The following is a 24871-nucleotide window of genomic DNA, read 5'->3' on the forward strand; positions in this document are numbered from 1 at the left end:
GCTCATGGAGCGCTTTTTTTTGTGAAATATTATTTCTTTTTCTTTCGCATTTTCATATTCAGGAATTCTACCCCTAGTGAAAATGCTATGGCAAAATACAAATACGCTTTTGGTACTGCGCCTACAGTTTGTCCCACTAATACGGCTTCAGATAAATGCATGCTTTCAGTGATTAGCATGAAACCAATTAAAATCAAGAATGCTAAACCTAAAATTTGGATAGATGGATTATTGTTTACAAATGTTCCAACAGGAACGGCAAACAACATCATCACCCCAACCGAAATGACCACGGCCGTTACCATGATATACAAAGCCCCTTCCAATCCATTAGTCATCCCAACGGCTGTAAGAATACTATCCACAGAGAAAATAAGGTCAATCAATAAAATCTGAAAAATGACATTACCAAATGATTTAGCAGCTGAAGTTTTTAACTCTTTTTCCTCTTCTCCTTTATGATCTACTTTTTCATGTATTTCTTTGGTGCTTTTATAAATAAGGAATATTCCACCACCTAGTAATATCAATGCTTGACCATTAAAATGAGCACTAAACCAACCCCAGTCAAAACTAAAAAGAGGTTCCTTCATTTTGATCAACAAGGTAATTCCAAATAACAATGCAATTCGCATAAACATAGCCAAAAACAAACCTATTTGTGTCGCCTTTTTTCGTTTTTCAGGGGGTAATTTCCCCGTAACAATCGATATGAAGATAATATTGTCAATCCCTAAAATGATTTCTAGAAAAGTCAATGTCAATAAGGCGACCCACGCGTCCGGATTTAAAAATACTTCCATTCTATTTTTGTTATAAATTATAAAACTTAATCGGCAATTTTTGTAACGGTTCCTCTTTGTTTAGCATCTGAACCTACCATACCGAATTCAAAGGTATATGAATTTTTTGTGGTTGTCAAGATTTTCATACCAATAGCTTTTTCTTCCGCCATGTTTTTTGGATGTAATTTGAGCAATACATATTCACAATCATTCACCCAGCGTATGGAAGCCGTATCTGTTTTTCCTTCAAAAGTTTCGATTTCGATACTATCATTGCGTTCAAAAACGGTCGTTTTCTTTACCCCTTCAACTTCGTATTCAAATTTGAATTTTCCAGTTTTAAAGTCCTTACAGTTGCGCTCCGCATCATAACAGGACAGTAGGGAGACTAGCGGAAGTAGTAGTAGTATTTTTTTCATTAGTAGGATGTTTGTTTTTAAATTTTTATAAAGGATAGTAAGGTTGCGGTCTTAATCGAAGATTTGTGGGCTAGAAATGTAATTACACAATTTTAATATCATATTTGTCTAAAAGACCACTAATTCCTTGACTTGAAAATTTAGCTTTTTTCATCGGATTGAACTCGGGATCAATTTTATAACTGTAAGCTGTTGTAAAATCAACGCCTGCCAATTGCGTGTCATTGAAGACCGCGTTATCTAAATTACAATTTTCAAAAACCGAATTCGTAAGATGGGTCCCAACAAAATTGACCTCTTTCATCGAACAAGTAGTGAATTTTGTCTTTGGCATTTTTTTATTAGCAAAGGAGGAATAATCCAAAACGCAGTCCTGAAAATTGACATTAAACAAGAAATCAGTACACTTGCTAAAATGGATTCCTAGCAGTTTACAATCTTTGAACCGAACTGTTTTTAAACTCGTTCCTGTTAAATCGGTCATGGCTAAATTGCAATTGATGAATTCGCAATCCATAAAAGTATTGTTTGAAAAATTACTATTGGAGAAATCGCAATTCTGGAACACACAATCTTCAAATTCTCGATTGTTAATTCTTTTGCCGATCCAGATGACTTTGTCAAATGTTTTTTGAATGTGAATTAGGTCTTCCATTAGTCGTCAGATAAGCTTCTTACAATAGTTTTTAATCCCAAATACATCAGGAACATAGCGGCAAGACACACCACTATTCCAATGGCTAAAACCAAATAATGCCAGACATTCCCTTTGTTCATAAAGGCATTATAAATCAGTGCTGGCCCTAAAAAGAGAAGCGGTACGGAACCTGATAAATATTTAACTCCTTTGGATAATAATTCTTTATTCGTTGCCATTTATTTTAGTTTAAAATAGTGTAAAGTAACAGGTTTTAGTATAGATTATAATGCTATTTTTTGTTAAAACCAGCCACTGCTTTGCGCACGCTACCGTATTTTTTTAATAGTGTGCTCGCTTCTTCATAGGAAATTGGAATTTCGCCCATGATCATTTTTACGCCACGATCCACTAGCTTTGTGTTGCTAAGTTGCATGTCGACCATTTTGTTTCCTTTTACTTTTCCGAGTTGGATCATTGTCGCTGTCGAAATCATGTTTAATACTAATTTCTGTGCTGTTCCAGCTTTCATTCTGGAGCTTCCTGTTACAAATTCTGGTCCCACTACCACGTCTATAGGGAATTGTGCTGTTTGAGAAAGCGGACTTTCTGCATTGCAAGAAATACTTCCCGTACTAATATTATTTTTGTTGCAGGCTGCTAATCCACCAATAACATAGGGCGTTGTACCTGATGCAGCGATACCTACAACGACATCATTTTCATTTATATCGTGTTCCAGTAAATCTTTCCAGGCTTGAGTAGCGTTGTCCTCGGCATTCTCTACCGCTCGTCGAATTGCAGTATCGCCGCCAGCTATGATTCCGTTTACCAAGTCGAACGGCACACCAAACGTAGGCGGACATTCGGATGCATCCACAATCCCTAATCGTCCGGAAGTTCCAGCACCAATGTAGAACAATCTACCGCCTAACTTCATTTTAGCTATAATTTGCGTTACTAAAGTTTCAATTTGTGGAAGTGCCTTTTCAACAGCATCAGGAACGGTTTTGTCCTCCTGATTGATATTAGCAAGCAATTCTTGTACGGACATTTTTTCCAGATGTTCGTATTTTGAAGGTTGTTCGGTGGTTTTTGTGAAGGTCATATTTCGTATAATTGGACAACTCCAAAATTAACCTTTTTTATCATAATCTCGAAATATTCTATTTTTAGTTTCAGGTTTTAAAAGTTTCAAGTTTTGTTACATTTATAAAGATGGAGTAATTTTACAGTTTTAATTTCTTATTCAGCGAAAGCTTTTCAAATTGTTGTCACGTGAAGTAAAATACTATATTTGTTAAATATTAAAAGATAAATGGATAGATTAGGCTTACTGCAGGGGATTGGTCGCATCTCAGTTTTTGTTTCTTTATTGCTTGCGTTTTTTTTATTAACGGTTAAAACTGAAAATAAATTAGCAAATCGTTTATTTGCCTGGTTTTTTATTTTCTCTGCTATCGATCTTAGCGGATTTTTTATTGACGTTGGTACTCGTAATGAGTTGAATTTAGAGATTTTTAGATCTACAGCCTGTTTGTTTGGAATGCCTTTATTTTATCTTTTTGTACTTGCAGTCTGCTATTCTGATTTTAAATTAAAGTGGAAACACGTAGTGCATTTACTTCCTTTTATATTGGTTAATTTGGTTTTTATTCCAAGGATTTACCTTAGCACACACATAGATAAAGATACGTTTGTTGCAACCCTTAATCAAATGCCAGAGATATATCTGATTCAGATTTTAATTGAATTGCAATATATATTTTATATCGTCAGCGTATTTTTGATTTTGAAAAAGTACAGAGAAATCTATTTAGAAAATTACGCTGATTCGAGTACTGCGACTTATAAATGGCTTTTTCAGATAACATGTGTTTTTCTTCTCGCACATTCTATTGTGGCATTAAAAAATATATTGCGTTATAGCGGTTTCAGAGAGATATTTCTTTGGACAAATGTACTTGTAGGGGCGGTTGCTTTGCTTATAACGTGCTGGTTTATCATGAAAGCGCTCAATCATCCAGAACTTTTTAGAGGTGTTAATTCTAAATTACAATTAACAAAGGATATTCTGCCTGAAGTCGAAGAAAAAACGGAATCTAAAGATGTTCAAGTTGATGCGATTTCCAGTCAAATTTCGAAATTGAAACAATATATGGCGGAGAAAGAGCCTTTTCTTGATCCATCGCTTACCATTCAGGAACTAGCCAATCAAATTGATATTCCGGTTCGGGAGTTATCGGTTTTAATTAATCATCATATGGATCAGCACTTTTTTGATTTTGTAAATGAATATCGCATCCAAAAAGCGATGGGTATTTTGAAAGATCAGTCTAGAAGTCAGCTTACCGTTCTGGAAATTTTATACGAAGTTGGTTTTAACTCCAAATCTTCTTTTAATACCTCTTTTAAAAAATATACAAAATTAACGCCTACATCTTATAGAAACGCCTAGTAATAAGGAGTTTGTAAAAAGTCGTACTTCTTGCCCGATAAAGTCGAACTGATTTCATGAATAGAAATTGGTTCGACTTTTTTTTGTCGATCGAATTCTGAAAATTTCTAAGGCAACTTTGCTTCAAATTAATCGAAACAAGTTTTAAAATTAGAAATCATGAAAAAAGCAACTCTCCTTATTTTTTTAGTATTGCCTTTATTTTGTTTAGCACAAACATCATTTAAATTAAAAGGAAAAATAGCAAATGAAACAATTCCATTAGAATGGGCAGATATTTCCATATCGAATTCAGCAGGGAAAATTATAGATGGAACAACATCTAAACAAGATGGTTCTTTTGACATTAACCTTAAAAAAGGTTCTTATAAAATAGGAGTCAGTCTTTTGGGATTTACAGATTATGATAAAGAGATTACAATAGAAAATGATGCTGATTTAGGAATAATCATTTTAAAAGAAAGCACAACCAATTTGACAGTGGTCGTCATTCAATCTAAAAAGAAAACAATAGAACAGAAAACGGATCGTTTGGTTTATAATCTTGAAAACAATGTTACAACTGTTGGTGGAGATGCTTTGAGTGCCATTAATTCGGCTCCTGGAGTTGTCGTTCAGAATAATACAATAAATATATTAGGGAAAGGAACTTCTCGCGTTATGATAGATGGACGAATGATTGAATTAGTAGGTGAGGAACTGAATAATTTTTTAAAATCAATCTCCGCAAGTGATATTAAAAATATTGAAATTATTAGCAATCCACCGGCAAAATATGATGCTGAAGGATTGGGTGGAATTATTAATATTATTATGAAAAAAGGAGTTCGTGATTCCTGGAAAAACACTTCTACTGTTTCTTTTGATCAAAATAAATATGGTATTTATACTTTAAGAGATAACTTTTTTTACAATAAAAATAAGTTTAGATTTTCTACTAGCATTAATGCAAAAACAGGTTATTTGAATGCTACAGATGATTTAAGAATGTATTTTCCTGATGGACTTTCCCAGATGAGTAGCGTAACAAAGGTAACAAACGAAAATATTTCCGGTAAATTGGCTTTAGATTACGATTTTTCAGAACGTATAACTATTGGATTTCAATATTTAAACGATAGAAATAACCCTGATTTTAAATCGGATATCAGAATTGAGAATTACAACACTCAAAATGAATTGGATTATATTACGCTGAACAATAGCTTCACTGATAGAGGATCAATAAACCAAACGTATAATGCACATTTGATTACCAAACTAGATTCCTTGAAAAGAAAGTTATCTTTTGATGTAGACTATTTTAATTACAGTTCAAAATTCGATAGAAATTTTATCGCGAATAATTACACGCCATTCATGACTTTTGTTGATATAAATCAGTCGGGAAGAAACATTTCGAATCAGGATATCAACAATTGGAGTTTTAAGGCAGATATGGAACATCCGCTTCAAGCGTTGAATTTGTCTTATGGTGCAAAAATGAGTTTTACAAATAGTGTGAGTGATGTACTTTATTTCAATACAATTACAGGAACTCCGGAATTAGATTCGAACCAATCCAACCGGTTTAAATACACTGAAAACAATCAGGTGGTTTATGTAAATGCGGATAAAAAACTCAATGAAAAATGGAATTTCCAAATGGGATTAAGATTGGAGAACACTCAAGCAAATGGATTTTCTGAAACAATGAATCAGGAAACTGAAAATAATTATTTGAAATTATTTCCAACGTTTTATGCTTCATACAAGAAAAACGAAAACAATACTTTTAGTTTGAATTACGGAAAAAGAATTAACAGACCACGTTTTGACTTATTGAATCCGTTCAGAATTTACATCAATAGCAATAGTTATTCCGAAGGAAATCCGTTTTTAAGTCCATCATTTAGTGATAATTTTGAGTTGGTACATTCGTATAAAGAAATTTTGAGAACAAGTGTTTTTGTTAATGCAATTAAAAACGGTTATGGAGTTTTGTTTACTTCAAACCCGGAGACCAATACCCAGATTGTAACCCGTGAGAATTATTTTAAAAACTTAAATTATGGAATAGGGGAAAGTTACTCGGCAAGTTTTGCAGATTGGTGGTCTAGTGAAAATTCATTGTACCTTTTAGGTGCAAAAACAGAATTTATTAAAGCTATCAATGCTACACCATCAAACAGTTTACAAATTGATTTTTCGACAAATAATACGTTTATATTAGGTAAAATGGCAAAATTACAGATCGATTTTACGTATACAACGCCCTTTAAAGGAGGTTTATATGAAGTAGGATATACCTCAAGTTTAGATATTGGTTTCAAACAGGATTTCTTTGATAAAACCTTGCAGATTGCATTTTTGGCAAATGATATTTTTAATACCTCTTATTTAAAAAAATTTACTTCAGTTATAAACGGTGTAAAGCAGGTCTATGAGGAGAAACAAAGTAATCGATTTGCACGTTTATCTGTGGTTTATAATTTTGGAAACAAAAAAATCAATGTACAACAGCGTGATTTTGGAAATAAGGAGGAGAATAAAAGAACCGGAGGTAATTAGACAATTGAAAGCTAGGAAACAGAAATCTATTTATTTCTGTTTCTTAACTTTATAAAATTATATAAAATACGCCAAAGCAATTCCTATCACAATCATGGAAACTTTTGCGATATTGAATTTGTGTCCTTCGCTACTTTCGAAAATGATAGTGGAAGAAATATGAAATAATATTCCAATGACAACGGCTGTTATTTCAGTATAATAGTCGTTTAAAATGGGTGAATAATCCGATAAAACAGTTCCTAGCGGCGTCATTATGGCAAACGTAACCATGAAGAAAAAAATTGCTTTTTTATTGAGGCTTGAGTTGATAAAAAAAGTAGTCAGAATTATGGCTATTGGTAAATGATGGATTGCTATTCCTATGGCTAAATCATTGTGGTGACTGAGTGGAAATCCTTCTAAGAAAGCATGAATGCAAAGGCTAATGAATAGCAACCAAGGGATTTGAGTCATTATTGCGTGCCCGTGAACGTGTCCATGTTCAGCTCCTTTGGAAAAAAATTCTAATATGATTTGGAATAAGATGCCCAACATAATGAAGAGACCAATGGAGGGCTTAGCGCTTTCATAAATTTCCGGCAATAAGTGCATTACGGTTAAGGAAAGTAAAAACGAACCGCTAAAGGCTAATAGTAGTTTTAGGTTGGTCTTGTTCTTTGGTTTTAAAACCAATGCAATACTGTATCCGATAAGCACGGAAAGTAAGGGTAAAAGGTAATTCATATTTTTTGCTTAACCATTGATTTGTATTGTTGTTTCATCGTTTAAGTATTCAACTGTTAAAGTGTTTAATTGATTAATCCTTTAACATTCAACCCTTTTCTCGATTAACCTACTACCTATTTGAAAATCATAATCAGTCGTTCACTTTCGGTTTTATGGAATTTCTTCAATTTATAATCACCAAAAATGTCCAATAGATAAATCCCAGCTTCTTCCATTAATTCTTCAAAATCTTTAAGCGTTAAGGCTTTTACTTTCTCGGTAAAGTGGAATTGTTCGCCTTTGTCTTCAAAATTAATGTCTTTATAGATGTGGCCGTCTTTAAGGTAGCGCGTCATGTGAAATTCGATTCCATCAACAGTTTTCGTTTCTTCAGGAACTAGGGTTTCTAGCACTTGAGCGACATTCATAAAATCAATCACCGCAAATCCATATTCCGAAAGGCTTTCCTTGATGGCTTTAAGGGTGATGAGGTTGTCTTCGTCATTTTCGAAATAACCAAAACTGGTAAATAAATTAAAAATGGCATCGTATTTCTCTTCAAAAGTTTCTCGCATATCATGCACTTTGAAATGCAGTGTTTCATTCGTGTTTATGCTAGCTTCAGCAATACTGTTCTCCGATAAATCTGCACCAAGGACATCAAAACCCAGCTGGTTCAAATAAATCGAATGACGGCCTTTGCCACAGGCTAAATCCAGTACTTTCGCTTTTTCAGGAAGATTTAGATAGTGCGTGAGATTATCCATAAAAATTTGTGCTTCTCTGTAGTTGCGGTCTTTGTATAAAATATGGTAATAAGGAGTGTCAAACCAAGAAGAGTACCACTTTTCGGTTGAATTTAGTTCGTTTTTGGTAGACGGTTTTTCAGCTTCAGACATTTATTCTTTTTCAATTAATTCGATTCAGGCAAATTTAGTGTATTTTTGCAGAAAATAACTATTTCACAGCGATTCAAATGGGGTAACAGTGGGATATATTTTTTACCACGTAGAAAATCTAATAGAAGAGAATTTTTTTAGATTTTTTTTCCGCTTACTAATGTTTTCTCCTAAAAATAAAATATTTTTTTGTTTAAAAGTAGAGCATCTCTAGCGAGAATTGGATAAAATGGGTTGCAAGAATAAAAATAGGATGCACAATAGGATTGCATTTGGATAAGGGTTTAATTAGAATTTACTTTTTGGAATTTATAGAGAAAAATGGAAAATAATTATAAGATGGTTGCCAAAACCTTTTTTGGTTTTGAGGAGATATTAGCAAAAGAGTTACAGATGCTGGGCGCACAAAACGTGGAGCAAGGGGTGAGAATGGTAAGTTTCAAAGGAGACAAAGGTTTTATGTACAAAGCGAATTTAGCGTTGCGTACGGCTTTGAAAATCTTAAAGCCTATTTATTTTTTTAAGGCTAACAATGAGCAGACATTATACAAGGGTATTTCAGGGGTAAATTGGTCTAAATTAATTGGTGCTAATCAAACTTTTGTGATTGATACTACGGTCCATTCCGAATATTTTAATCACTCGGAATTTGTTTCCCAAAAATGTAAAGATGCTATTGTCGATCAGTTCCGAGAAAGAACCGGTCAACGTCCAAGCATTGACAAAGTACATCCTGATTTAAGAATCAATATTCATATCGATAAAGACCAAGTTTCTGTTGCACTAGACACATCTGGAAATGCGTTGAACCAACGTGGGTACAGAACGGCTACCAATATTGCACCAATAAACGAGGTTTTGGCTGCGGGAATTCTTTTACTTTCTGGTTGGGATGGTCAAGGTGATTTCCTAGATCCAATGTGCGGTTCGGGAACTTTTCTAGCTGAAGCAGCAATGATTGCCTGCAATATTCCAGCAAACATCAACCGTAAGGAATTTGCTTTTGAAAAATGGAATGATTGGGACAATGATTTATTTGACAGTATTTCTGATAGTTTATTGAAACGGGTTCGCGAATTTCATTATACCATAAAAGGATACGATAAAGCGCCAAGTGCAGTTCAAAAAGCCAAAGACAACATCAAAAACGCCAATCTTGACGACTATATTTCAATCGAAGAAAAAAACTTTTTCGATACTGAAAAATCCTCGGAAGGGAAATTACATGTTGTTTTCAATCCACCTTATGATGAGCGATTGGACATTCACATGGAAGAATTCTATAAAAATATTGGGGATACCTTGAAGAAAAATTACCCAGGAACTAATGCCTGGATGATTACCGCAAACCTAGAAGCGCTGAAGTATGTAGGGCTGAAACCTTCAAGAAAAATTAAGCTTTTCAATGCTGGTTTAGAGGCAAGATTAGTGAAGTACGAAATGTACGAAGGGAGTAAGAGAACAAAGTTTCAAGTAACAACGGATGATGCTGAATAAGCAGGATTCAATTTTTTACTTTCGACTTTTTACTTTATAACTTTAAGACTTAAAAAATGACCAAATTACAAATACGAGCATTTATCTATCAATTAGGATGTTTTGCCATTTTATTTATCTCTGCTAGATTTGCAGTGGAGCAGTACACTAATTTAATTGGATTTTGGATTCCGTTAACTGCTTTCGTTATTGGCACTCTATTGTCGCCAAAATTCCAAGCAGTAAAAACTAAAGATGGAGAGAAATTATATATGAAATGGATTTTCATGAAGGGAATTAGAGAAGTAGGATAGCTTAGAAATCTTAAGATATTCTATTTTTAAAATATTGACCGCTAATTCGCTAATTTTTATTTTTGGTAAAAATTAGCGAATTGGCGGTTATTTTTCTTCTACTTTTTTCGCAACGATTTTCTTCTTGTAAATAGGAACGAAATAAGTAACTGTATAATTGAATCCTACTCCAAAACTACCGTCGTAAGTCCTATTAAATCCAGGAATGTATAAGTTAGAGAAATTATCTGGTTCTTTGTTGGTTACTAATCGGTTCAATCGAAGGCTGAAACCTACAAATACATTGTCAAATACTTTGGCTTTTATTCCAGCCACCACTTCAATCCAACTTGCGGATAATCCATCAAACTTTTTACCAGATGGAATTATTGGAGTTTCTGCAAAATATGGATTCGCATTATAAATTCTGTAACTGTTTAATTGCTGATTAAAAGTACTGAAACCGTAACGCATTCCTATAGAAATAATATTTTCCATATCGAGCCAGTTTTCATAGGCATTGTAATCAAAACCAACTTTTAAATACGAACCTTTGGTAGTGAAATTAACTCGGTCATCATCTGTTGTTTTGTTTTCGTTACCAAGCTCGGCGGCCAAAAAGTATTTTTTTGTCAATCTATAGTCTCCTACGAACTCAATTCCTTTGTAATTATTGTCATATAAACCTCGTGTTACTTTGTAGAGATCTAGCCCCACACGCACGCCATAGCGATCTGTTTTTAAGGGAATCGAGTCGCTCTTTATTATTGTAGGGTCAATTGCGACTAATGGTAGCGGGGCATCAGGAATTTTCTGATCTGTTTTAGGAGTTACTGAAACTCTTTTAACTGTGATAGTTTGTTTTACCGGTTCCCCTTTTGGCGTCGTTTCTTGTGCTTGTGCCAAAGTCAACAACAATAGGAGACAAATACTAAAAAAAGATCTTAATGTGTGTTTCATTTTCGTTTTCGATGTTATTTTTTTCTACCGATATAAATTTGATCCATTTTACATTAGCCGTTGTTGCATCGGTATGCGTATAGGGATTGGTTGGGTCTAATGTAAAAATAGTTTTGTAGCCACAAGCTCTAGAAACAAAAAGTTCTTGAGTACTGTAGTCAAATCGAACAATGTCCTGATCAACTAAAGCTGGATTTGAATTGCCAGAGTTCAGCGTGAAACTATAAGTAGTAGTCGTTCCCACTGTTTTTAACGGAATCGAAATCTTATTTCCACTAGTTGTTTCAGCTCCATTAAAAAGAATTCCAGTAGTCATTCCTTCACCTACCACTTTTAGATTGGATACGTTTTTTAAAACCGAAGGATTCAAAAAGTCATAGAAACCAATCACTAACCGAGGGGTTGTGGGTGTATTTGCATCGCAAATATCGTCTTTCTCACAACCTGAGAAAGTAAAAGCAAAAAACAATACCAATAAAAGTGTCTTTTTCATATAATAATATTCAGTGTTCAGTGCTCAGTTTTTAGTATTCAGTAATATACGCACTGAATACTAAAAACTGCAAACTGACTACTATTTTCTTCTTTCTAAAAGCACCACGTTTTCTACGTGATGTGTTTGCGGAAACATATCCACCGGGCGCACCCGTGTTACTTTGTATTTCTCGTCCATTAAAGCCAAATCACGGGCTTGTGTAGCTGAGTTACAACTTACATAAACCACTTTTTCAGGAGCAATTTTCATAATCTGTTCGATTACATCTTTATGCATTCCGTCTCTTGGTGGATCGGTGATAATTACATCTGGATGTCCGTGTTGTGCAATGAAGCTATCGTTAAACACGACTTTCATATCCCCTACAAAGAACTCGCAATTTGTAATTTCGTTGCGTTCCGCGTTTAATTTGGCATCTTTGATGGCTTCAGGAACACTCTCCACGCCAATTACTTTTTTAGCTTTTTTAGAAACAAACTGCGCAATCGTGCCCGTTCCAGTATACAAATCATAAACAATTTCATTACCCGTCAATCCAGCAAAATCTCTTGTTATTTTGTACAATTCATACGCTTGATCCGAATTGGTTTGGTAAAAAGATTTTGCATTAATACTAAATTTTAAACCTTCCATTTCTTCTAAGATGTAATCTCTTCCTTTGTATAATTTGATGTCGGTATCATATAAAGTGTCGTTTGCTTTACTGTTGATAACATATTGTAAAGAAGTAATTTGTGGAAACTTCTCATAGAGATGATCCAAGATTAGTTCTCTATTGGCTTTGTCATTTTCAAAAAACTGAATCAAAACCATGATTTCTCCCGTAGAAGCAGTGCGTAACATCAAGGTTCTCAACAAACCAGAATGTTCTCTTGGGTTAAAGAAGGTCAGTCCATTTGCATTAGCAAAATCTCGTACTTCATTGCGAATAGCATTTGATGGATCTTCCTGTAAATGGCATTTATTGATGTCCAAGATTTTATCCCACATTTTTGGAATGTGAAATCCTAATGCGTTTCTGTTTCCTAAATCTTCGGTGCTGTCAATTTCTTTTTCGGTCAACCAACGGCTGTTCGAAAACGAAAATTCCATTTTGTTTCTATAAAAAAATTGTTTCTCCGATCCTAAAATGGGTTCAAATTCAGGAAGTTCCACTTTTCCAATGCGTTGCAAGTGATTCAACACTTCGTTTTGTTTGTAATACAGTTGTTGACTGTATTTCATATTCTGCCATTTACAACCACCACAAACACCAAAATGCTCGCAAATAGGTTCTATACGATGCTCTGAATATTCGTGAAAGTGAATCGCTTTTCCTTCGTAATACGCCTTGCGTTTCTTGAACGTTTGCACGTCGACTACATCGCCGGGCACTACATTAGGGATAAAAACTACTTTACCGTCGGGAGCTTTTGCCACCGATACTCCTTTTGCACCAGCATCAAGGACTTTTATTTGATGAAAGACAACTTTGTCTGTATTTTTCTTAGCCATAGCGCAAAAATAAGCGTTTGAATGGTTTTATAAATTCAATTTTGTAAATATTTTCAAAAAGTCTCCTTTTATTTTGTGTCTCATCTTGCTTTTCGCTGTAAATCCGCTTTCTTTTATCTTAAAATCGGCAACAAAAAGAGCTTGATAGCGCTCCCATGCTAGTGCAATTTTATTTTAGGGCCTTGTCAGCACCTCTTTTTCTATTGCAGTAGCGGTACACATGCCGTTTGTAGGCTTGGCCAAGCAATTCAAGCGCAACAACTGGAAAATAAAAGGACTAAAGCGATAACAAGGCCTAAGTCTACTCTAAATTTTTGTCTCTACATTGAAACAGTGTTGGTGTCGAAATTTAGCGATAGAAAAAGTTAAAAAAGGAGTGCGTACCTACCTGTTTCAGTATGCGTTAGGATTGGGAATATAAGTTAGCAGCACTTGCTTTTTGAGTGGGAACATTTCCTATATTTCTAAAATCTCTTCCCGTAGGTTCTTCAAAAACTTCTAGTTGAAATTGAGAGGTTATAGTGAGCAAATGATCAAAAATATCGGATTTAATGACCTCATGTTTTTCCCATTCTTTTTCATAAGTAAAACAATAAATTTCTAAAGGCATCCCTTGAGAAGTTGGATCTAATTGGCGAACCATAGTCGTCATCTCGGTATTAATTTTAGGATTCGAAAGAAGATAATTTTCTGCGTAAACTCTAAAAACACCAATATTAGTTAGGCTTTTGATATTTACTGGATTGGACTCATTATCAATTAGAGAAGAATTGGATTTCTTGATCTCAATTTCTTTCTGAAGGATGTAATCTCTTATCAGTGTGTATTGCTTAAATTGTTCTAGCATTTGATTATCACAAAAACAAAAACTACTTACCTTAAGATAGATAGCTCTTTTGATTCTTCGTCCGCCTGAATTACTCATACCACGCCAGTTTTTAAAAGAATCAGTGATGAAAGCATAAGTTGGAATTGTAGTAATTGTTTTGTCCCAGTTTTGAACCTTGACGGTGCTTAAGTTGATGGACATGACGTCTCCATCAGCATCATATTTTGGCATGGCAATCCAATCGCCCACGCGTACCATATCATAAACAGACATTTGAATACTCGCTACAAAACCTAAAATAGTGTCTTTGAAAATTAATAACAATATAGCGGTCATGGCTCCCATAGCACCTAAAAAGTAAAATGGACTCTTTCCTAAAAGTAACGACAAAATAAGAATTCCACCTACGAAATAAACGACGATATTTAGTACTTGAATGTAACTCGTAATAGGTTTGTCCTTGAAAATAGGAGATTTGGACAGAATGATATCAAATACCGCCAGCAAGGCAATAATGGTCCAAATGATGACCAAAAGAATTACAATCATCGCCAAAGTGACAATATAACTAGACAGTTTTGTATATTCGACCAAAATGGAAGGCACGGTGAAAATGACAAGAACTGCTGGAATAATATAAGCAAGTTTGTCAAATATTTTTTTCTCAATTAAGAGGTCATCCCATGTCATCTTAGTTTTTAAAAACAGCTTATGTATTGCATTAACAATTAATTTTTTGGTAATCAACCAAGACACAATGCCTATGAGGAACAAACAAAAAAGAAGTATCGGGAGATTGATGTAATAAGCGATTCGGGGATCTATGTTAAAAAAATCAGTTAACCAGGAAGGATCTATATTTATGGAAGGGTATTTTTTGGCTAATACAATCATTATCTTACTTTGTTTCATACAAAGGTAACATTCGCAAGTGAAGACAAGGTCAGATCCTTAGGATTGGCTTTTTCTTAACACTACACAATGGATTAACAGTAATCGAAAATTTTTACCAACGTGTTTTTTTTACCTAATTACAGTACTTGTTTCGACTAGTACAATTCAAATTTAGGTTATTTTGATTCCCTCTCTGAATCTGATTATTTTGAAGTTGGGAAATAGGCTTTGATTCCAATTACAAAAAGGAACGGTTTTGTAAATTAGTGGTAGCAGTCAAAAATAAAAAGATAATGAACCTTTGGCAGGAATACAATTTTATTTTTGAAAAATAAGAGCAGAGATCTACAATGAAAATCTATTTTTAGAAACTAAGGACTTCATCTAGGCTGCTGTAGTTTCTCTATTTTTAAATTTGAATAGTGAAAAGGCCAACGGAAAAAATAGCGATACTCTATAAAAAATAGTATCAGTAATCTCAACATTGTCGTTTTGTTCTTTTACGCAACAAAGATAAATTCGGTTTTGCTTTATTCTATTTTAGAAAGAGAATTGTGGTCTGTTCCAATTCCATTCTTCGTTTGATCAACGAAAGGCCATATTTCTCTTCTAATTGTTTGCTCATACTTTCAAAATTGGTCGTTTGAAGGGTGAAATTATAAGTGTCTTTGAGGTCAGTTTTGTCGAAAGTCATTCGCTTGTTCTCTTTGGTCAAAGCTTCAACCAGCGATTTAATGTTGGATTTTTTGATGATGATTTCCTTCGGGTTTATACTCACCAAGTTTCCATGTGAATTATGAGTTGATTTGTGTTTAGATAACAGAGATGAGTTTGAAACTTTTAAATCCCAAACTTCCATGTGTTTACGGGTCTTTTTAATTTGGAAATCATAGGTTTTTGCTATTTGATTCAAAGCAATCCTTTTTGTTTGTGAACTGTCTTTTAATTTGTTTTTGAAATATACGTTCAAAGTTTGTTCAAGCTGGTTTTCATTATTGGTTTGTAACAAAATTTCATTTGTATTCAGTAATCGGGATAGAATTGTTTTTAGACTTACATTTTTGTAAGCTAGGCTATCCGGATAGTTTTGTTGCGTACTTTGAAGGTGTATGTCGTCAGTTTCTTCGATCTTGATGTAATACGCAGGATTTTCAAAGTTTAGTTTTTCAGAATGGTTTGCGATGGATAGTATTCCAATTCCAATAAATAAAGCATTATGAAGCCCGTGCATTAAAAACCCTGAAATAAATCCATCACGAACCCTTAGATAGCCAATAATGAGGCCTAATATTATTTGTGGCGCTACTAAAAGTGGCGATAGAAGTAAAATGGTATAGGAAAACTCAAAATTAGTAATATGAACCATTCCAAAGAGCACAGCAGAAAAATAAAATATGAATTTGTATCTTTTAGTCCAGACTGAGCGTAGGAATGTTGTTGCTTTTTGTTGATTTCGTTTTCCTGTGAGTGAAGCTACTGCAACGATAAAATGCAATGCGTAATTGTCTTTGTAACGCAAATACAGGCGAAAGAGTAGCTCTTCGAAAAAAGGTATTATGATGACTACTACAAGCAAAAGCACTGGAATTGATACTGACTTGATCAAATTTTCCATTGCGTGGTTTTCAGGATCCACTAATCCTAGTTGTTCAAGACCACTAATCAAAAGAATCAAAACTACCATAACAGGAATTTCAATTAGTAGTAAAGAAAGAAGCGTTTTGATTTTTTGAACTACGGTACGTTTTGGTCCTGCCTCGTCTTTAGGATTTTTTAAAAAGACCATTAAATTGAAGTAGTTTTCTTTGATCGCTTCCTGCATAGGAGTATTTTATAGTTTAATATTTAGTGTTGTAGAAAAAAATCTAATGGACTGTTTAGGGAGGTGGTCTCATTTGAACAATGTTCCTTTCTCCTATGACAAACATAATCAAATCAATACGAAAAATAGCACATCAAGAAATATATTCACAAGAATTTTAAGTTGGTATTATAGAAGTTTTCATCATTGACACACTAGTACTTCATTAGGATAGATGCACTTTTAGTTTTATGTGAATTTTAAACTTTCGTTAAAAAATGGCCTGGTTTAGACTATTTTTTGAGAAATGAACTAAATTTGAGAAAACAGAAAATCTATAATTATGAAAAGAAATGCAACCGCAGTCTGGAATGGTTCACTCAAAGAAGGAGCCGGAAAATTGACGACACAAAGTACTACATTAAGCGATACACAATATTCATTCAAATCCCGTTTTGAAGAAGGAGTAGGGACAAACCCGGAAGAACTGATTGCGGCCGCACATTCAGGTTGCTTTACGATGCAACTTTCAGCCTATATTACGGAAGCTGGTTTTGAAATTGAAAGTATTGAAACCAAATGCGATATTGATTTGGTCGATGGAACCATTTTGACTTCACAATTAACGGTTACAGCAAAGGTTAGCGGAATAGCAGAAGATGCTTTTCAACAATTAGTGACTAAGGCAGAAAAAAATTGTCCTATCTCCAAGGTGCTGAATGCCGCAATTTCTACTACGGCTACTTTAGCATAAGGAAATAAAAATTCCTCAAAGCAAAAAGGCTCGATTTAAATCGAGCCTTTTTGCTTTTGTATATCCCATTATTTCTCTACTAAAACTTCTTTGATTGCTTTTTCAGCAAGCGGAGCCATAACCTGATAACCCAATTTGTTAGGGTGCACACCATCACCGGAATAAGCACTTTTTAGTCCATCGCGTTCATCTCTCATGGCCGAAAAGTAATCAAGATATAGAATACCTTTCGCTTCAGCGTACTTTTTTATCATTTTATTGAGATCCACTACTTTTTGAGCTGGATTTTGATTGGGTTTCCAAGGGAAATCATAAGCAGGTAGCACGGAGCATAAAATCACTTTAATTTGATTTACATGTGCCAACTCAACCATTGAGACAATATTATTTGTAATCATTTGCAATGTTACTGGACCCGTATTGCCTGCAATGTCATTTATTCCTGCTAAAATAACTACTGCGCTAGGTTTTAAATCAATCACATCAGCTCTAAAGCGGATGAGCATTTGCGGAGTTGTTTGGCCACTAATACCGCGATTAAGGTATGGTTTTCCTGTAAAATATTCAGAATCAATGGTGCTCCAAAACTCTGTTATAGAATCGCCCATAAAAACTATTCTCTTTTCTCCAGGCGCTACTGGTTGCAGCTGTGCATTCTCCTCTTGATATTTGCTTAAATTCGGCCAGTCCTGCGCTTGTGCTTTTCCTCCCATAATGATAGATAAAAATAAGATACTATAAAGGAATTGAATTTTTTTCATTTGTCCTTGGATTTAAAATTTCAAAATAAAATTAGGATGCGCCAAATGCAACCGAATCAAACTTTTTTTGCTTTTTTGAAAGCTAGAGTAAAGAAGGTTGATTTTAAAAAGTTAAATTAATCAAACAAATCAGAGGATAAATAGCGATCGCCACGATCACAAATAATGGCTACAATCACGCCAGATTCTAAAGTGTTGGCTATTTTTACTGCTGCAGCAACAGAACCGCCACTGCTCATCCCTGCAAAAATGCCTTCTTCAAGTGCCAAACGTTTGGTCATTGCCCGAGCTTCTTTTTCTGAAACTTCAATTATGACATCGACTTTTGAGGAATCAAATATTTTTGGCAAATATTCTTGTGGCCATTTTCTAATTCCTGGAATTTGCGAGCCATCGCTAGGTTGTGCTCCTACAATTTGAATAGCTGGATTTTTTTCTTTTAAATAGGTAGAAGTTCCTATAATGGTTCCTGTAGTTCCCATTGCGGAGACAAAATGGGTCACGGTTCCTTCCGTATCGGTCCATATTTCTGGACCTGTTGTTTTGTAATGTGCTTTCCAGTTGTCGTCATTGGCAAACTGATTGAGCATAATATAGCCGCCTTCGGCTACTTTTTTGTCAGCATAATCTCTAGAACCAATAATTCCTGTTGCAGCGGGCGTTAAAATCACTGTAGCGCCATAAGCGCGCATGGTTTGGGTGCGTTCCTTAGTAGAGTCTTCTGGAAGTACCAATTCGATTTCGATATTGAATAATTTGGCTATCATTGCTAATGCAATCCCCGTGTTGCCGCTTGTAGCCTCAATCAGCTTATCTCCTTTTTTTATATCTCCTCTTTCTAGTGCTGATTTGATCATATTGTACGCCGCTCGGTCTTTTAAACTGCCTCCCGGATTATTTCCTTCCAGTTTCAGTAAAAGTTTTACGTTTTTATTTTGTACCAAATTAGTAGATTCTACCAAAGGTGTATTACCAATAAGGTCTAATATTTTGAATGATTTCATGCTATTTTTTATTTTAAATTTGAATTAGAATGCGTAATTGTTACTTCTGAATGCTTTTATAGCTCCCTTTTTTAAAAATAGCAACAAGTATAGCAGAAAGGAATATAGTTGTAATGCGATGACATTCGGATTTGTTTTGTAGTGAAATACAAAGATATTGAACTATTTTGAATTATTTCCTTCAAAAACAGAAAGCGATCTTGTTTATGGAGGTACTTTTGTTACATAAAAGGATCAAAGTTCTTCGAATTGTTCGAAAAGGAGAGTGAAATTGTATTTGTGTTCTTTTATAATCTACGAGGGCCAATTAGTAGTTTTAATGAAAGTATTTTTTTTAAATTAGCCAATAAATAACAATCCATGAAAAGTAATTTGACTTTTATTAGTGATATTTCTAAGAAAGAATTCCCACTTGCTGATAAAGTTTCGGCAAAAACAATCCGAAATCCCATATTGGCACTTATAGAAAATGATTTTCCTGATTTTGATAAAACTAAATTTTTAGCAATTGAGGAGCTGAATATGTATCGAGAGAAATACATTTCAAATTATTTGCTAGTTGAAATAGGAGAGTTGTCCAATCTGGAGGCAAAGGTTATTAATTCTTTGAGCGAAGACAAATCATTGGTGAGTGGCGTTGAAGACGAATTAGGTGCTCGCACAGTAGGTCAAAAAGTTGCAGATCAGGTGGCAGGTTTTGGCGGAAGCTGGAAATTTATTATTCTTTTTGGGGTATTTATTATGCTTTGGATTTTAGCAAATATTTATATTTTGCTGAATAAAGGGTTTGATCCTTATCCTTTTATTTTATTGAATTTAATTTTATCTTGTTTGGCCGCACTTCAAGCTCCAGTAATTATGATGAGCCAGAATCGTCAAGAAGAAAAGGATCGGGAAAGAGCCAAAAAAGATTATATGATTAATCTCAAATCAGAACTTGAAATCCGAATGCTTCATGAAAAACTAGATCATTTGATTATGCATCAGCAAGAAGAATTAATAGAAATTCAGAAAGTCCAAATCGAAATGATGAATGATATTCTGTCAAGAATTAAATAATTTTTTGAAGGGAAAAAGTCAGAAATAAAGCGAATAATAGTGTTTAAAAAAATAACCTCCAATCATAAAAATACCATTTAAGATAGCGGAGGTAATAATCCATTTTCTGTAATTTCTATTGTTGTCAATCAAATTCAAACCAACAATTCCCAGAAATAATAAGGTCGTAAAAAGGGCTGGATACATCTTGAAAGCGCCGGAAAAATCACCTTGTACTAACAGTAAAAAACCCCTCTGAAAACCGCATCCCAAACACTCCATCCCAAAGAGGGTTTTGCTTAAACACGGGAGCATATATTTTTCTAAATCCAAGGGTTTTATTTTTTACAATTTTACAAAAAAATAAGTAACGTTTGAAAAAATAAGTAGGTAATTTTAAATTCATTACTTTTGGAATCTGATATTCTAAAAGATGAAGAAGTTTATAATTCCCGTAATGATTGTTGCCATCATTGTTGCTTTATACGAGCAAGTCAGTGCAGAAAAAAATGTGTACATAATGGTTGTTGCTATTGTGATTTTCATGATGGGAATGATGCAGTTGAGTGCCAAAACACCTAGTAAAAATCAAGATAAAGAAGACGAAAATGTTTAATAAAGGAGATAAAGTTTCAGTACTTGATGAAGCTATTGATGGCGTTGTATTGTCCATGAATGGAGACCAAGTTACCATCGAAACAGCAGATGGATTCATGATGACATTTTTTGTCAAGGAATTACTTAAAGTACAAGATACCAGTAATTTAATGGATTCAATTAGAAGAGTAAATGTAAGTGAGATTTCTAAAGAAAAAGAGATCCCAAAAGCACGAAGTTTTGTAAAGGAAAAAAAATCAAAACATGAAATTCCGGCTCCAGAGTTTGATTTACACATCGAAAAACTAGTGCCTAATAAACGGGGAATGTCAAACTATGATATTCTAACCTTACAGACAGAAACGGCAAAACGGCATATAGAATTTGCCATTAGAAATCGGATTCCTAAGATTGTTTTCATCCATGGAGTTGGTGAAGGAGTCTTAAAAGCAGAACTGGATTTCTTACTAGGTCGTTATGATAATATTGCTTTTGCGGAAGGTAATTATCAAAAATATGGTCAAGGTGCAACAGAAGTTTTTATCAAACAAAGTGCGATGTAATTTCTTTTTCAGTTAATGCAAATCGAAAAAAAATCCCGATTTCAAGTCAATTCTCATTAGAAAATAGACTCGAAATCGGGATTTTTGTTGGACTAAAAAACGATTGATTTGGACGTTTAATTTATGTCTAATTCAACATTAATTGGTAGTCAATAATTCACCGTAAATATAATTATCACCCAAAAGAAAATCGCTGTTTCCTTTCTTCATTTTTACATTTTTAAGGATCACCGTATGTTTAAAACCGTTCCCAAAACTAGTAGTTGTCACTTCAATCTTACCGCTGATATTTGCAACTCCAGCTACTGCAATCCATTCTTCAAGGACTACAGGAGTAGAGGGATAAACGGAATTGCAAAAGTAATCATCAGTCAACAAACCAGAGAATAATCGATAGGTAAGTTTGTTTTTAGTGTTACTAATTAAGGCGGTTCTTGGTGTGTTTATTGGAGTAGCTTCATTAGTAATCAAAGTGGGATCAATGTCTAGAATCAGCGCTTCGCTACTATTTTTATCATATAGTTGTTTAGAATTTGGACATTGCTTTAACACTTTAGTAAAAGCAAAAGGCAAACCTGTTGTGTTCAGGATGTAGTCACCAAAGGCAAAAGTTTCATAAACTTGGATGCCATTTCCTTTATCAAAGGTGATGTTTTTAAAAGTAATATTATGATTATAACCTGTAATTTTAGAACTGTTTTCTGTTTCATTTCTAGTTTTAATCGCGGTAGTATTTATGACTATTGTTCCACCTGTAGCCGTCCATTGATCAGTTACTACTGGGGTTGCTGGAGGGATTGTTTCGCATAATGTAGCAGCAGTTACAGTACCATTATAAAAGCGATAAATTACTCTATTCGTACTATTAATCTCTAATTTCTGGGTAGAGGTTTCAGCAGGAAAGTTGATTCCTGTGGCATCAAAAAGAAGAGCTTCGCTGTCTTTTACTTTATAAATGATAGTATTTGAGGCGCATTTTTGTGCGGCAACATCTTCAAAATTGATATCTTCTTGAATTAAATTTCCATCATCGCAACCAATTAAAAACAGGGCAAAAACCAATACGCTTAGAACTCTTTTCATTTTTATAAAATTTCTAACAAAAATAGAATTTTTAATTTATACCAAATACAATACCGGTTAAAAATACCGTATTTAACAACATATTGTGTTTTTTGATTTTCAAAGTAGGGGAATCAATTCACTCTTTTCTTTTCAATTTTGGATTGAATTGTACTATTCTAAAGCCGATAGAAATCAGTATATTTGTACCCATATAAGACGGTTCATGAGACTTAATAAATATTATTCGGCTGCTTTTTTAGCTTTTTTTGTTTGGGGTTTTTTTAGTTTTGCTTTAAAGCCCTTACACCAGTATCCGTCCTTGGACATTTTGTTTTATCGCGTTTTTTTTAGTGCGATTACAATGGTACTCATAAATGTAGTTTTCCGGAGAAGAGTACTAAGAGAAAACTGGAATCACTTTAAAAGTTGTGCACCCAAACAACAAAAAAGTATTGCTTTGCTAACACTTGGTGGTGGTGTTTTCCTCTCTTCAAATTGGTTTGTGTACATCTATGTGATGAACCATGTTAGTGTAGGTGCTGCCTCGCTAGCCTATTTGATTTGTCCTATTGTGACGACAGTTTTTGCCTTTCTTATGTTGAAAGAAACATTGAGTAAATGGCAATGGATTGCTGTAGCTATCAGTTTTTTTAGTTGTATTTTGCTTTCCTTTAATCATTTTCAAGACTTGTTTTACAGCCTAATCACTGCAGCAACTTATGCTTTGTATTTAGTGAGTCAGCGAAAAAATAGCGGTATAGATAAATTCCTAAGTCTTACGATTCAATTGATTTTTACGGCACTTGTACTCTTGCCTTTTTATCCTAAGTACAGCGGAGCAGTTCCTACTGAAACGCTGTTTTACAGTTGTATGTTTATGATTGTAGTGTTTTTTACGATTATACCGTTGTTTTTAAATCTTTATGCACTTCAAGGAATTAACTCTTCCTCAGTAGGGATTATGATTTATATTAATCCAATTATTAATTTTTTACTCGCCCTATTTTACTACAATGAGCACATTAGTTCCCTTCAATTTTTGTCTTATTTTCTGATTTTGGTTTCGATCGTGGTATTTAATGAAAAAATACTATTTTCCAAGAAACCGACAGCGATAGCAACAAAGGTGGAAGGTTGCAAATAATTTTACAATTTTATATAAAATGAAAAAAGTATATCTCGATAACGCTTCTACAACAGCACTTCGTCCAGAAGTAATACAAGAAATGACCAAGGTGTTAACAGAGGATTATGGAAATCCATCTTCAACACATAGTTTGGGACGTGCTGCAAAAAATATCTTGGAGCTTTCTAGAAAAGCAATAGCTAAAAATTTAGGTGCTACGGCTCAGGAAATTATCTTTACCTCCTGTGGTACTGAAGCTAATAATTGGATTCTTCGTTCCGCAGTAAAAGATTTGAAAGTAAAGCGTATCATTACAAGTAAAATAGAGCATCATGCCGTATTGCATACCGCTTTAGTCTTAGAAAAAGAGTTCGGAATTCAGATTGATTATGTGGCGATAAAGCCAAACGGTGAGATTGACATCACTAATTTGGTAGAATTGCTTTCGCACGAAACTAAAACCTTGGTGAGCTTAATGCATGTAAATAATGAAACAGGAACTATTTTAGACTTAGAACGTGTTGGACGTATTTGCAAGGAGCATAGTGCATTATTTCATTCGGATACCGTGCAGTCAGTTGGTAAAACAGCTATTGATTTGCAAAACCTATCGGTTGATTTTATCGTGGCTAGCGCACATAAATTTCATGGGCCAAAAGGAGTTGGTTTTGCTTTTATTCGAAAAAATTCAGCATTACAACCTTTATTCTTTGGTGGCGAACAGGAAAAAGGACTTCGGGCTGGAACAGAGGCCTTACATCAAATCGCTGGAATGGCAAAAGCCTTAGAAGTTTCCTATAGTAAGTTAGAAATGGAACGAATCCATATTTTAGAATTAAAAAACTATCTTATTTCGCAACTTGAAATTGAATTTCCTTCTTTTTCAATTAATGGAGGTGTCGATGGATTTTATACAGTTTTGAATGTTTTATTGCCTTTTGCAGCGGATAAAACAGCGATGATCCTCTTTCATTTGGATATGAAAGGAATTGCAGTTTCTAGAGGAAGCGCCTGCCAATCTGGAAGTGTAAAACCTTCTCACGTTTTAGCTGAAATCCTGTCTGATGAGGATTTAAAGAAACCCAGCCTGCGTATTTCTTTTAGTCATAGTAACACACGCGAAGACATTAATTTGCTCATTGACGCTTTGAAAACCATTTAAAAATAAACGTATAATTATAAGTTGAGCTACCTTTTATTATCAACTGTATAATCGTATGATTTAATAAAAACAGGAACCTTAACAGCTTGTATTTACAATGTA

Annotated in this window: 26 protein-coding genes; 10 read left to right on the top strand and 16 right to left on the bottom strand. The window is 34.2% G+C overall.

The window, feature by feature from the left end; translation table 11 throughout:
* Positions 1-29 precede the first annotated feature (29 nt).
* From BUC11_RS02925 to murQ, 5 genes are all read right to left on the bottom strand, one after another.
* Positions 30-803 (bottom strand): TerC family protein, encoded by a 774-nt coding sequence (locus tag BUC11_RS02925; RefSeq protein ID WP_073351731.1) that lies wholly within the window; start codon positions 801-803, stop codon positions 30-32.
* 26 nt (positions 804-829) lie between these two features.
* Positions 830-1204: a DNA topoisomerase IV gene (locus tag BUC11_RS02930; RefSeq protein ID WP_073351732.1), complete on the bottom strand. Its 375-nt coding sequence runs from the start codon at positions 1202-1204 to the stop codon at positions 830-832.
* Between the two features lie 82 nt (positions 1205-1286).
* Positions 1287-1859, bottom strand: coding sequence for a pentapeptide repeat-containing protein (locus BUC11_RS02935; RefSeq protein ID WP_073351734.1), 573 nt, complete (start codon positions 1857-1859; stop codon positions 1287-1289).
* Complete coding sequence (locus BUC11_RS02940; RefSeq protein WP_073351736.1) at positions 1859-2080, bottom strand: DUF6095 family protein; 222 nt, start codon at positions 2078-2080, stop codon at positions 1859-1861. Before BUC11_RS02940 ends, BUC11_RS02935 begins: the two co-directional genes overlap by 1 nt.
* A gap of 53 nt (positions 2081-2133) precedes the next feature.
* Positions 2134-2949 carry an N-acetylmuramic acid 6-phosphate etherase gene (murQ, locus tag BUC11_RS02945; protein WP_073351739.1) on the bottom strand — a complete coding sequence of 272 codons (816 nt, stop codon included), beginning with the start codon at positions 2947-2949 and terminating at the stop codon, positions 2134-2136.
* Between the two features lie 210 nt (positions 2950-3159).
* On the opposite strand from murQ, the gene BUC11_RS02950 reads away from it, so the two are divergent.
* Positions 3160-4299, top strand: coding sequence for a helix-turn-helix domain-containing protein (locus tag BUC11_RS02950; RefSeq protein ID WP_073351741.1), 1140 nt, complete (start codon positions 3160-3162; stop codon positions 4297-4299).
* A 159-nt stretch (positions 4300-4458) separates the two neighbouring features.
* On the top strand, positions 4459-6849 hold the full coding sequence (locus BUC11_RS02955; protein ID WP_073351743.1) for a TonB-dependent receptor: 2391 nt from the start codon (positions 4459-4461) through the stop codon (positions 6847-6849).
* 57 nt (positions 6850-6906) lie between these two features.
* Here the strand turns inward: BUC11_RS02955 and BUC11_RS02960 are convergent, their stop codons facing one another.
* Together BUC11_RS02960 and BUC11_RS02965 are read right to left on the bottom strand one after the other, a co-directional pair.
* Complete coding sequence (locus tag BUC11_RS02960) at positions 6907-7575, bottom strand: ZIP family metal transporter (RefSeq protein WP_073351745.1); 669 nt, start codon at positions 7573-7575, stop codon at positions 6907-6909.
* A 116-nt stretch (positions 7576-7691) separates the two neighbouring features.
* Positions 7692-8456, bottom strand: coding sequence for a class I SAM-dependent methyltransferase (locus BUC11_RS02965; RefSeq protein ID WP_066081607.1), 765 nt, complete (start codon positions 8454-8456; stop codon positions 7692-7694).
* A 321-nt stretch (positions 8457-8777) separates the two neighbouring features.
* On the opposite strand from BUC11_RS02965, the gene BUC11_RS02970 reads away from it, so the two are divergent.
* Both BUC11_RS02970 and BUC11_RS02975 read left to right on the top strand, forming a co-directional pair.
* Positions 8778-9953 carry a THUMP domain-containing class I SAM-dependent RNA methyltransferase gene (locus BUC11_RS02970; RefSeq protein WP_073351747.1) on the top strand — a complete coding sequence of 392 codons (1176 nt, stop codon included), beginning with the start codon at positions 8778-8780 and terminating at the stop codon, positions 9951-9953.
* Positions 9954-10009: 56 nt separating this feature from the next.
* Positions 10010-10246: a hypothetical protein gene (locus BUC11_RS02975; RefSeq protein WP_073351749.1), complete on the top strand. Its 237-nt coding sequence runs from the start codon at positions 10010-10012 to the stop codon at positions 10244-10246.
* 87 nt (positions 10247-10333) lie between these two features.
* On the opposite strand, the gene BUC11_RS02980 is transcribed toward BUC11_RS02975, so the two are convergent.
* From BUC11_RS02980 to BUC11_RS03000, 5 genes are all read right to left on the bottom strand, one after another.
* Positions 10334-11185 carry a DUF6048 family protein gene (locus BUC11_RS02980; RefSeq protein WP_073351751.1) on the bottom strand — a complete coding sequence of 284 codons (852 nt, stop codon included), beginning with the start codon at positions 11183-11185 and terminating at the stop codon, positions 10334-10336.
* On the bottom strand, positions 11157-11678 hold the full coding sequence (locus BUC11_RS02985; RefSeq protein ID WP_073351755.1) for a DUF6452 family protein: 522 nt from the start codon (positions 11676-11678) through the stop codon (positions 11157-11159). Before BUC11_RS02985 ends, BUC11_RS02980 begins: the two co-directional genes overlap by 29 nt.
* An 81-nt stretch (positions 11679-11759) precedes the next feature.
* The gene (gene rlmD / locus BUC11_RS02990) at positions 11760-13175 is read right to left on the bottom strand and encodes a 23S rRNA (uracil(1939)-C(5))-methyltransferase RlmD (RefSeq protein WP_073351757.1); all 1416 of its coding nucleotides are present in this window, start codon (positions 13173-13175) and stop codon (positions 11760-11762) included.
* 403 nt (positions 13176-13578) lie between these two features.
* Positions 13579-14916: a mechanosensitive ion channel family protein gene (locus BUC11_RS02995; protein WP_245793712.1), complete on the bottom strand. Its 1338-nt coding sequence runs from the start codon at positions 14914-14916 to the stop codon at positions 13579-13581.
* Between the two features lie 517 nt (positions 14917-15433).
* Positions 15434-16720 (bottom strand): CPBP family intramembrane glutamic endopeptidase, encoded by a 1287-nt coding sequence (locus BUC11_RS03000; RefSeq protein WP_073351761.1) that lies wholly within the window; start codon positions 16718-16720, stop codon positions 15434-15436.
* A gap of 322 nt (positions 16721-17042) precedes the next feature.
* On the opposite strand from BUC11_RS03000, the gene BUC11_RS03005 reads away from it, so the two are divergent.
* Positions 17043-17453 (top strand): OsmC family peroxiredoxin, encoded by a 411-nt coding sequence (locus tag BUC11_RS03005; protein WP_073351763.1) that lies wholly within the window; start codon positions 17043-17045, stop codon positions 17451-17453.
* A gap of 68 nt (positions 17454-17521) precedes the next feature.
* Here BUC11_RS03005 and BUC11_RS03010 read toward each other — a convergent pair whose 3' ends face one another.
* Positions 17522-18214, bottom strand: a complete 693-nt coding sequence (locus tag BUC11_RS03010) for an SGNH/GDSL hydrolase family protein (RefSeq protein ID WP_073351765.1) — start codon at positions 18212-18214, stop codon at positions 17522-17524.
* Positions 18215-18330: 116 nt separating this feature from the next.
* The gene (gene cysM, locus BUC11_RS03015) at positions 18331-19218 is read right to left on the bottom strand and encodes a cysteine synthase CysM (RefSeq protein WP_073351767.1); all 888 of its coding nucleotides are present in this window, start codon (positions 19216-19218) and stop codon (positions 18331-18333) included.
* A gap of 360 nt (positions 19219-19578) precedes the next feature.
* Between cysM and BUC11_RS03020 the strand changes: the two genes are divergently transcribed.
* The gene (locus BUC11_RS03020; protein ID WP_073351768.1) at positions 19579-20277 is read left to right on the top strand and encodes a DUF1003 domain-containing protein; all 699 of its coding nucleotides are present in this window, start codon (positions 19579-19581) and stop codon (positions 20275-20277) included.
* Between the two features lie 18 nt (positions 20278-20295).
* Here the strand turns inward: BUC11_RS03020 and BUC11_RS03025 are convergent, their stop codons facing one another.
* On the bottom strand, positions 20296-20571 hold the full coding sequence (locus BUC11_RS03025; RefSeq protein WP_317041222.1) for a DUF2752 domain-containing protein: 276 nt from the start codon (positions 20569-20571) through the stop codon (positions 20296-20298).
* A gap of 118 nt (positions 20572-20689) precedes the next feature.
* On the opposite strand from BUC11_RS03025, the gene BUC11_RS03030 reads away from it, so the two are divergent.
* Together BUC11_RS03030 and BUC11_RS03035 are read left to right on the top strand one after the other, a co-directional pair.
* A complete protein-coding gene (locus BUC11_RS03030; RefSeq protein WP_073351773.1) occupies positions 20690-20872 on the top strand; it encodes a hypothetical protein in 183 nt (60 codons plus the stop codon).
* Positions 20865-21416 (top strand): Smr/MutS family protein, encoded by a 552-nt coding sequence (locus tag BUC11_RS03035; protein WP_073351775.1) that lies wholly within the window; start codon positions 20865-20867, stop codon positions 21414-21416. Before BUC11_RS03030 ends, BUC11_RS03035 begins: the two co-directional genes overlap by 8 nt.
* A gap of 138 nt (positions 21417-21554) precedes the next feature.
* On the opposite strand, the gene BUC11_RS03040 is transcribed toward BUC11_RS03035, so the two are convergent.
* A complete protein-coding gene (locus BUC11_RS03040) occupies positions 21555-22499 on the bottom strand; it encodes a hypothetical protein (protein ID WP_073351776.1) in 945 nt (314 codons plus the stop codon).
* Between the two features lie 205 nt (positions 22500-22704).
* Between BUC11_RS03040 and BUC11_RS03045 the strand changes: the two genes are divergently transcribed.
* Both BUC11_RS03045 and BUC11_RS03050 read left to right on the top strand, forming a co-directional pair.
* Positions 22705-23625 carry an EamA family transporter gene (locus BUC11_RS03045; protein ID WP_073351778.1) on the top strand — a complete coding sequence of 307 codons (921 nt, stop codon included), beginning with the start codon at positions 22705-22707 and terminating at the stop codon, positions 23623-23625.
* Between the two features lie 19 nt (positions 23626-23644).
* A complete protein-coding gene (locus BUC11_RS03050; protein ID WP_073351780.1) occupies positions 23645-24769 on the top strand; it encodes a cysteine desulfurase family protein in 1125 nt (374 codons plus the stop codon).
* Positions 24770-24871: the final 102 nt, after the last annotated feature.

Source organism: Flavobacterium xanthum, from assembly GCF_900142695.1.
GTDB lineage: Bacteria > Bacteroidota > Bacteroidia > Flavobacteriales > Flavobacteriaceae > Flavobacterium > Flavobacterium xanthum.

Coding starts and splice junctions, on each gene's coding strand:
- BUC11_RS02925 (WP_073351731.1), bottom strand. CDS start 803: ATGGAAGTATTTTTAAATCCGGACGCGTGGGTCGCCTTATTGACATTG.
- BUC11_RS02930 (WP_073351732.1), bottom strand. CDS start 1,204: ATGAAAAAAATACTACTACTACTTCCGCTAGTCTCCCTACTGTCCTGT.
- BUC11_RS02935 (WP_073351734.1), bottom strand. CDS start 1,859: ATGGAAGACCTAATTCACATTCAAAAAACATTTGACAAAGTCATCTGG.
- BUC11_RS02940 (WP_073351736.1), bottom strand. CDS start 2,080: ATGGCAACGAATAAAGAATTATTATCCAAAGGAGTTAAATATTTATCA.
- murQ (WP_073351739.1), bottom strand. CDS start 2,949: ATGACCTTCACAAAAACCACCGAACAACCTTCAAAATACGAACATCTG.
- BUC11_RS02950 (WP_073351741.1), top strand. CDS start 3,160: ATGGATAGATTAGGCTTACTGCAGGGGATTGGTCGCATCTCAGTTTTT.
- BUC11_RS02955 (WP_073351743.1), top strand. CDS start 4,459: ATGAAAAAAGCAACTCTCCTTATTTTTTTAGTATTGCCTTTATTTTGT.
- BUC11_RS02960 (WP_073351745.1), bottom strand. CDS start 7,575: ATGAATTACCTTTTACCCTTACTTTCCGTGCTTATCGGATACAGTATT.
- BUC11_RS02965 (WP_066081607.1), bottom strand. CDS start 8,456: ATGTCTGAAGCTGAAAAACCGTCTACCAAAAACGAACTAAATTCAACC.
- BUC11_RS02970 (WP_073351747.1), top strand. CDS start 8,778: ATGGAAAATAATTATAAGATGGTTGCCAAAACCTTTTTTGGTTTTGAG.
- BUC11_RS02975 (WP_073351749.1), top strand. CDS start 10,010: ATGACCAAATTACAAATACGAGCATTTATCTATCAATTAGGATGTTTT.
- BUC11_RS02980 (WP_073351751.1), bottom strand. CDS start 11,185: ATGAAACACACATTAAGATCTTTTTTTAGTATTTGTCTCCTATTGTTG.
- BUC11_RS02985 (WP_073351755.1), bottom strand. CDS start 11,678: ATGAAAAAGACACTTTTATTGGTATTGTTTTTTGCTTTTACTTTCTCA.
- rlmD (WP_073351757.1), bottom strand. CDS start 13,175: ATGGCTAAGAAAAATACAGACAAAGTTGTCTTTCATCAAATAAAAGTC.
- BUC11_RS02995 (WP_245793712.1), bottom strand. CDS start 14,916: ATGAAACAAAGTAAGATAATGATTGTATTAGCCAAAAAATACCCTTCC.
- BUC11_RS03000 (WP_073351761.1), bottom strand. CDS start 16,720: ATGCAGGAAGCGATCAAAGAAAACTACTTCAATTTAATGGTCTTTTTA.
- BUC11_RS03005 (WP_073351763.1), top strand. CDS start 17,043: ATGAAAAGAAATGCAACCGCAGTCTGGAATGGTTCACTCAAAGAAGGA.
- BUC11_RS03010 (WP_073351765.1), bottom strand. CDS start 18,214: ATGAAAAAAATTCAATTCCTTTATAGTATCTTATTTTTATCTATCATT.
- cysM (WP_073351767.1), bottom strand. CDS start 19,218: ATGAAATCATTCAAAATATTAGACCTTATTGGTAATACACCTTTGGTA.
- BUC11_RS03020 (WP_073351768.1), top strand. CDS start 19,579: ATGAAAAGTAATTTGACTTTTATTAGTGATATTTCTAAGAAAGAATTC.
- BUC11_RS03025 (WP_317041222.1), bottom strand. CDS start 20,571: ATGCTCCCGTGTTTAAGCAAAACCCTCTTTGGGATGGAGTGTTTGGGA.
- BUC11_RS03030 (WP_073351773.1), top strand. CDS start 20,690: ATGAAGAAGTTTATAATTCCCGTAATGATTGTTGCCATCATTGTTGCT.
- BUC11_RS03035 (WP_073351775.1), top strand. CDS start 20,865: ATGTTTAATAAAGGAGATAAAGTTTCAGTACTTGATGAAGCTATTGAT.
- BUC11_RS03040 (WP_073351776.1), bottom strand. CDS start 22,499: ATGAAAAGAGTTCTAAGCGTATTGGTTTTTGCCCTGTTTTTAATTGGT.
- BUC11_RS03045 (WP_073351778.1), top strand. CDS start 22,705: ATGAGACTTAATAAATATTATTCGGCTGCTTTTTTAGCTTTTTTTGTT.
- BUC11_RS03050 (WP_073351780.1), top strand. CDS start 23,645: ATGAAAAAAGTATATCTCGATAACGCTTCTACAACAGCACTTCGTCCA.